Origin of the sequence: Roseofilum sp. SBFL (genome assembly GCF_017746885.1) — a bacterium.
Classification (GTDB): Bacteria; Cyanobacteriota; Cyanobacteriia; order Cyanobacteriales; family Desertifilaceae; genus Roseofilum.
On the sequence record NZ_JAGHZH010000155.1, the window covers coordinates 1 to 7,823 of the forward strand.

Sequence of the window (7,823 nt, forward strand, 5' to 3'; positions counted from 1 at the left end):
ACAACGCCATCGCCATTGCAGAATGTCTGCGAGGACTGGCCAAAATTAACGCTAAACAACGCCATTATGAAAGGGCCCGACAGTTGTGGCAAGAGGCTCTAGATTTGGCCAGTCAGTTTCGCTATCACGAGCATCCCCTATTCCCGTTGCTGATGGCAGATTTAGCTGCTGTGCATGTGTTTTTAGGCGATCGCCCCAGTGCGGAAATTTTGTACGAAAAAGCACAAGAAAAAGCATTGAGGATTTATGGCAAACAGCATCAAGTGGCGATCGCCATTATCCACGATTACCATTCCCTTTGCCCTAGACCTAATTTTTGATTTTTAATTGTTTTGTCCAGTCAATCTCAGTATTTTCAGCCAATTCGGTGGCGATCGCCTCAGCGCCATAACGATTCAGATGGCTCGGATCGGAAAAATAACCGTATTCTCCCCCCAACCAGAGCAAGATCCAATCCTGAACCTGTAAACCCAAGGCTTGTTGGGTGCGAAGATAGTCCTGAAACTGGGATTCAAAGGCTGTGCGGGCTGGATCTAAATAAACATCTGTTAAGGGCATATTGACGAACATCAAACTCACGCCCATGTCTTGGGTATAAGCCATTGTATTTCTAAGAGCTTCATCCTGTTCGCCCTCTAAACTAAAGAACTCATAATCGCGATCGTAAGCCCCAGAGACTTGAGGATGATTCTCATAGTAGGTATTGGGATCGAACTCAATTTTGAAAGGCAGAAACCCATCCGGATTGAGAATCGCCGGTTGTAGCATTTCCGGGTCTTCTACCTGGGTCAGGTGTGAGGTATCTTCCGGTAAAATCTGAGAAAGGGTGGTCTGAATCTGGTTATGGAGGCGATCGCGCTGGGGATACACCGCAGACAACGACCCCAAACCGGCTTCAAGCCAATCATTAGCTTGTTCGTAGCTCTGGGTAATAGAAAAGCGCTGTAAACCCAGATCGTTATCCTCAGAAGTCTGGGTTGATGAATTTCCAGACCAAGGTGTACCATACTCCGGCCGGGTTAAGGTTTGTGCTTGTAACTGTTGATATCCTTCAGAAGCGGCGATCGCCTCATAAGTTAGATCCTCCCGTCCGCTATTAAACGCCCTGGTCCCATCCGCCCAAATGATTACTTTCGGCAACTGTTCGGGAGTCAACAATTCCCGAATCACCCAATCCACCACCTTAGCGGTTGCCCCATTAATCCCAAAATTATAAATACTCACATCCGCATAGCCGCGATCGGCCAAATCCTCTCGCAGTTGCTGCGGATCGATCCCTCGCAGGGCACGGGATGAGCCAATAATCATCACATCAGGCGCACCCGATTCTAACATCAAGGCATGATAGCGCCCCAAATGTTCATCAATCAGTTGATTATTAAACGTGGGATAGGGAGACGGAGGACTTAAACAGGAACTATCTACACACTCCTCTGATGTCGCCTCCCGATCTCCTAACACACTCTCATCACTGGCATTGGCTGGATCTGTGCCTAAATTCAAATAGCCTGGAGCGATCGCCGCACTGGAGGAATTTGGACTCGCTAATTGGGTTAATTTATACCCCAATAACCAATCAATTTCCAACGTTAGCAATAGCCCCAAAGCCCCCCAAACCAGGGCAATCATCAGTTGAGGAGTTAGGCGATCCCTCCAACTCGGATTCGATGGAGGAGTTGGCAGTGGGGAATAGGCAGTGGGGGAATAGGGAGCAAGCGTGCCTTCAATGGCGGCAGGTTGGGCATCAGGAGCCAAAAGTCCACTTCTGACTAACGCTTGTTGACAGTATTGTACTAAGGAGATTTTCGGACGCTTCTTCTTCGGGGCAACCGAAGGTTGAGGGGGAGAAGCTGGATCGGTCTGCTGGGGTGAAGCCGATCGATCCTCCGTTTCCTGCACAGCTACTGAAGAAGGGTGAGGCTCTGAACTCACCGAGGAAGGAGAATCTTGCCAGCGATGGGGAGCGCGATCGAGGGCAATTAGATCGCCCACATAGGCGCTACTAGCGGCGAATTCTGGGGGCGCTTCCGGAACCAAGCGTTTTCTGGACTTAAAGTCAACCCCATAGTTCCAACGGGGCAGTTTTTGACCCGCTCTGCGTCCATAAACCCGCACGCCAGCAATAGCCGGAATTTTCAGTTGACGCAAGAATTTCGCCACTAGGGGAGCGACTTGCCGTTGATTGGGGCAAACCGGAGCATCACTCATCACATGCAAGAGGTCTTGCTTGAGCAGAATTTGAATCCGAATTCCTCCAGTGCTGAGTTGTTGCTCAATTTCTGGGTTGAGCAGTCGATTCAGCAGAAATTGTAGGGCGACTTGACGACCCTTTTGGGCTAATTCTAGGGTGGAGGGATGCAAATCTGGGTCGCTTTTGGCGGGCAGATCCAGCCAATCCACCCAAGCCGGGGTCGATTTATTATTCAGGTGACCGTAGATTGTGGCGGCATGAATGCCTTGGGGAGCGATCGCATTGAGTAAACTTTGAATCTTTTGGATGACCAGGTCTTGCTGGGGAATTGTTGTCCCCCGACAAAACAGGTGTAGGGTAGATTCTTTGAGAATAGCAGAGATATGCAGTTGGGTTTCTGGGGCTAATATTTGGTCAATCAGGCGATTAATTGCCGGGACATCTCCCCATCGCGCCCATTGACGGAGCATCACCGAGCGGGGAGTCAGATCTACCAGCAACACCCAATCTGGGGAAGGTTCGCCATGAACTTGACAGGCGATCGCCGCATCCCGAAATCCGGATAGCTCTAATTCCCGCAATTGCCCGGCAATTTTCGGCCCCAGTAAGCTGGAATCGGGACTATAGTTGCTATAGATACCCACATGGAGCCGCTTAAAGGGAGTATCCAGTTGATTGTAGCGCTTCAGGGTTTTCACCTTAACCTTAACTCCAATCCCCAGAGGACTGAGACTCTCACTGAGGTAACGGGCGATCGCATGGGGATTACCTTCAGCCGCTAAATTACGATTCGAGACCACCATCCCCATTCCAGAGCTAGTCTCAATGGGGTCAGCAACCGCCGCCGCAGCTACTGAACGTCCGTTTTCTGGCGTTGGGGTAGGTCGTTCTCCTCGGGGCTGAGGGGAGTTTTCTGGCGGGAGATCGCCATAATCGCTCGGATTAGGAACAGAGGCGATCGCCAGCTTATTCAAATCAATTTGTTTCGTCCACTCTGGATAATTCGGCCCGCTCACCCGACCATAAATCCAGATTTGGTAAATTGGCGGTTGATCGTCTGGCAGTAAACGATCTAGGGAAATCTCCGATAGTCCTTCAATTAAACTCGATTCCACCCAATCTTGCGAAGGAGAATGGGGAGCGCTTTCACAAAGAATATGGAGAATATTACCCCGTACTCGGACTTTCACTTTTCCCACCTCTGGCCCAATCCGATCTTGGGCCCATTGGGATAAACTTGTCCAAGTCCCGATTGTGTGAGTAGAATTCATGGGCGGCATAGGGAAGATGACATCAAGGGGGAGTGGGAAGAGTTATAGCGTTAAACGCTAGGGAGTAGGGAATAGGCACGAAGCAATAGGCAACAGATCATGGGAGCTAGGTTTCAGGATTCAAACCTGTCCTAACGGCTTTAGCGGTTGCTATCAAACCAGTCTCCATGCATGGTATTACACAATGGGATGGAATAGGGGATTATGCTTTGATCAAGCCACTTTTTCAGGATAGACTGAGCGAATTGGATGCCATTAGAACGGCATGAGTTGGGCGATCAAACCCCATAATCCAATTCATGGGATTGGGCTTGCTCCCTAGACACTTTATATCGCTTTACAAAAAAAATATGCAACCTTCTAACTCCCTTGAATCCGATCGAGAGTCTTCCCCTGCCGTTTCTAGTGAAGGGGTCTCTATCCTCTTAAGTTTATCAACCCTGCCCGTGGTGGTTGGCCTCTTAGCCTTAAAGAATGTGAGCCAATTCTGGCAGCAAGTCGGTCGAGACTCAGAAGAGATTTTTCGCGGCGATCGCCTACCCTTACTCACTGAACCTCCCCAAACTTCATCCAAACCGAATCCAGAAACCTAGAAATCTAAACCACTCCTGTAGGGAAAACTGTTCGTTATGGACAGTTTGTTCTCCATCTCCCCTTGACAATCGAAAGCAGACCAACCGCCCGCGAAATATTGAGACCTCTTGCATCAGTGGGCAGAAAACGAAATAGTAATGCAGTAATCATATATTCCGCTATGACTATCGTCTTTTGCCTGACTTCTGCAAGAAGTCTATTGATCGATTCACCGATCGATTATCACTCCCGTCAAAGCAACCTTCACCCCCTAGAATGGTTGAGTATCACTAGCTGGATCAGAATTCGATGAGTTCAACACTTCACCCCTCAAACCCTAGCTTGAGTAACCTATCAGCTAATAGTTCGCCCTCCTCCTCCAATGAAGTCGTGGCGACTCTGACCTCTGAGTTGCTGTTGCGTCAGCGTCTGAAATTAGTCGAACAGTTGTGGGAGTCAGTACTCCAACAAGAATGTGGCAGTGAGCTAATCACCTTAATCAGGGAAATGCGTACCCTCTGCTCCCCAGAAGGTCAAGCCCCTAATGTGGTCAACACCCAAACCCAAGCCTTAATTGAAAATTTAGATTTGAACGCCTCCATCCGGGCAACTCGAGCCTTTGCCCTCTATTTCCAACTTATTAATATCGTTGAACAGCATTATGAGCAAAGGGGCCAACAACAGCAATATTGGGATTCCCCTACATCTGCTAACCCTTCCTTAGATTCAAGTGAACCAGAAGAACTCTCCCCTCCAGAACATTTTCAACCCAAACCTTGGAGTGGTAATCTCAGTAAAATCCGTCGTGACTTAGGAACATTTCATTCTCTGTTTCCCAAACTCAAAGAACTGAATGTGCCTCCCGGACAGATTCAATCGTTGATTAATCAACTCGATGTGCGCTTAGTCTTTACCGCTCACCCAACGGAAATTGTTCGCCATACCATTCGGGATAAGCAACGGCGGATCGCTAAATTGCTGCAACAACTGGATCAATGGGAAGAAGGATTAGTGGCGACTAAGGGCAATTCTGCCTCCATTCCCTCGGCTGTAGCCAACAAAATCAATGAAAAAACCGAACAACTACGCCAAGAAATTCGCCTCTGGTGGCGTACCGATGAATTGCATCAATTTAAGCCTAGGGTCTTAGATGAAGTTGATTATACCCTCCACTACTTTGGGGAAGTTCTGTTTGATGCCATTCCCAAACTCTATCAGAGGTTTAAGCAGGCCCTCAAGGACACATTCCCCAACTTAACTCCTCCTCAATATAACTTTTGTACCTTTGGGTCTTGGGTGGGATCGGACCGAGATGGCAACCCATCCGTCACCCCTTCAGTGACGTGGCAAACAGCTTGCTATCAACGAAACCTGGTGTTAGAAAAGTACATTACTTCGATTAAATACTTAACGGATATCCTGAGTTTATCCTTGCACTGGAGCGATGTGCTACCCGAGCTATTAGAATCCTTAGAGCAAGACCAGCAGCAGATTCCCGTGGTTTATGAGCAACTATCAATTCGCTATCGCCAGGAACCCTATCGTCTAAAGTTGTCGTATATTCTAAAACGATTAGAAGAAACTCGCGATCGCAACTTGCAATCCGAAATTCAAGTCACCCATCGGCCCCTAATTGGCCAAGACGGTAGACCCAAGTTTCCCGAAAGTAATCTCACCCCGCACAGTTATTCCTCTAGTGAAGACTTCCTGAAAGAACTGCAACTGATTCATCGCTCCCTAACCGAAACCGGTTTTTATTGTCGGGAACTTGAAGATCTCATTTGCCAAGTCGAAATTTACGGGTTTAAACTTGCCCATTTAGACATCCGTCAAGAAAGTTCTCGCCATAGCAGCGCCATTAACGAAATTATCCAATACTTGCGGATTCTACCCCAATCCTATGACGACCTGAGCGAAGAAGAACGGGTTGAATGGTTAGCGACAGAGCTGCAAACCTTGCGACCCCTGATTCCAGGAGAATTACCGTTTTCGGAAACAACCTGTGAAACCATCGAAACCCTACGCATGGTGCGTCAACTGCAACAGGAATTTGGCCGGGAAATCTGTCAAACTTACATCATCAGCATGAGCAATGATGTCAGCGATATTCTCGAAGTCCTGCTGTTAGCCAAAGAAGCCGGACTTTACGATCCAGCCACTGGTGTGAGTACGATACAAGTAGTTCCCCTCTTTGAGACCGTCGAAGACCTCAAACGAGCGCCAATAGTGATGCAAGCACTGTTTGAATTACTCCCCTATCGAGCTTCCATTTCTGGTGGATATGAAGCCTTAAAAGAGCAAAAACCAGCATTACAAGAAATCATGCTTGGTTATTCCGATAGCAATAAAGATTCGGGTTTCTTAAGTAGTAACTGGGAAATTCATAAGGCCCAGAAAGCACTAGAGCAAGTCGGCACTCCATTTGGAGTAGAATTACGGATTTTCCATGGTCGCGGGGGTTCTGTCGGTCGAGGGGGCGGGCCAGCCTATGAAGCGATTTTAGCCCAACCGAGCCGTAGTATTAATGGGCGGATTAAAATAACCGAACAGGGAGAGGTGTTAGCCTCTAAGTATTCTTTACCAGAGTTGGCCTTGTATAATCTGGAAACGATTACCTCCGCAGTGGTGCAAGCGGGAGCCCTCGGCAGTGGGTTTGATGATATTGACCCCTGGAATGAGATTATGGAAGAATTGGCGATTAAGGCGCGATCGCACTATCGTTCTCTAATCTACGAACAACCCGATTTTCTCGACTTCTTCCACTACGCCACCCCCATCCAGGAAATTAGTCAACTGCAAATTAGCTCCCGTCCTGCTCGTCGTGGAGGTAAAAAGAAAGGTCTTTCGGGACTGCGAGCCATTCCTTGGGTGTTTAGCTGGACTCAGGCTCGGTATTTACTGCCGAGTTGGTATGGAGTAGGGGCGGCTCTCCAGGAATTTATCGATCAAGAACCCCAACAACATCTGAAACTGCTGCAATATTTCTATGCTAAATGGCCGTTCTTCAAGATGGTAGTCTCGAAAGTAGAAATGACCCTTTCTAAGGTAGATTTGCATATTTCCAGGCACTACCTGGAAAAACTTTGTCCCCAGGAGGAGTTAGGGAGACTCGAACTGGTGTTTGAGCAAATCAAAGAGGAGTTCTATCGCACTCGTGAAGTGATTCTGGCGATTACGAATCATGAGAGACTTTTGGATGGAGACCCCATGCTTCAGCGATCGGTTCAGTTACGCAATCGTACGATCATTCCATTAGGCATGTTACAAGTCTCCCTCTTAAGCCGCCTACGTCAACATAATACCAGTGGCTCATCGGGCGTGATTTCTCGCTATAGTAAAGGCGAATTACTGCGAGGCGCTCTACTCACCATTAACGGCATTGCTGCGGGAATGCGAAACACGGGTTGATCCCCCTATGAGGAGAGAGAAAGCTCTCTCTCCTCCACTCTCAAAACATTATGGCGCTTTATTGTTTTTACCCATGATTTAGACTTTGGTACATTACTGGCCATAAACCAAGTGTTATCCAAGTTCGCACACAAAATGTGCTGTCGAGTTACTTAGAAAATATAGCGCTTTGCGCTAGGGAATAGGGAATAGGGAATAGGAAATAGGCTTTTGGTACATAGCTTTGAGGATTCAACACTGTCCCTCATAACAGCGCAAAGCGCTGTATCCCTCTTCTGTCACTCTCCGGTTTCTTCTATTATTAATAATTTCCAGAGCTAAGGTATACTCAGTGATACAGGGTGTGGCGATCTCATTTTTGCCCATATGCATACTCTTGG

The 7,823-nt window shown here is 47.9% G+C and carries 4 protein-coding genes; 3 read left to right on the forward strand and 1 reads right to left on the reverse strand.

All coding sequences use genetic code 11. The annotated features are described in order from the left end of the window. The coding region (locus J7545_RS16235; RefSeq protein ID WP_318719857.1) for a tetratricopeptide repeat protein at positions 1-320 on the forward strand (320 nt) is incomplete at its 5' end. Here the strand turns inward: J7545_RS16235 and J7545_RS16240 are convergent. Then, positions 310-3,462, reverse strand: a complete 3,153-nt coding sequence (locus tag J7545_RS16240; RefSeq protein WP_318719858.1) for a hypothetical protein — start codon at positions 3,460-3,462, stop codon at positions 310-312. The genes J7545_RS16235 and J7545_RS16240 overlap by 11 nt on opposite strands. A 350-nt stretch (positions 3,463-3,812) precedes the next feature. Between J7545_RS16240 and J7545_RS16245 the strand changes: the two genes are divergently transcribed. Next, positions 3,813-4,055, forward strand: coding sequence for a hypothetical protein (locus J7545_RS16245; protein ID WP_318698429.1), 243 nt, complete (start codon positions 3,813-3,815; stop codon positions 4,053-4,055). 289 nt (positions 4,056-4,344) lie between these two features. Further along, positions 4,345-7,443 (forward strand): phosphoenolpyruvate carboxylase, encoded by a 3,099-nt coding sequence (gene ppc, locus J7545_RS16250; RefSeq protein WP_318719859.1) that lies wholly within the window; start codon positions 4,345-4,347, stop codon positions 7,441-7,443. Positions 7,444-7,823 lie beyond the last annotated feature (380 nt).

What these genes read in the sequence shown, in the direction of transcription:
- ppc (WP_318719859.1), top strand. Translation starts at nt 4,345, where the DNA reads ATGAGTTCAACACTTCACCCCTCAAACCCTAGCTTGAGTAACCTATCA.
- J7545_RS16240 (WP_318719858.1), bottom strand. Translation starts at nt 3,462, where the DNA reads ATGAATTCTACTCACACAATCGGGACTTGGACAAGTTTATCCCAATGG.
- J7545_RS16245 (WP_318698429.1), top strand. Translation starts at nt 3,813, where the DNA reads ATGCAACCTTCTAACTCCCTTGAATCCGATCGAGAGTCTTCCCCTGCC.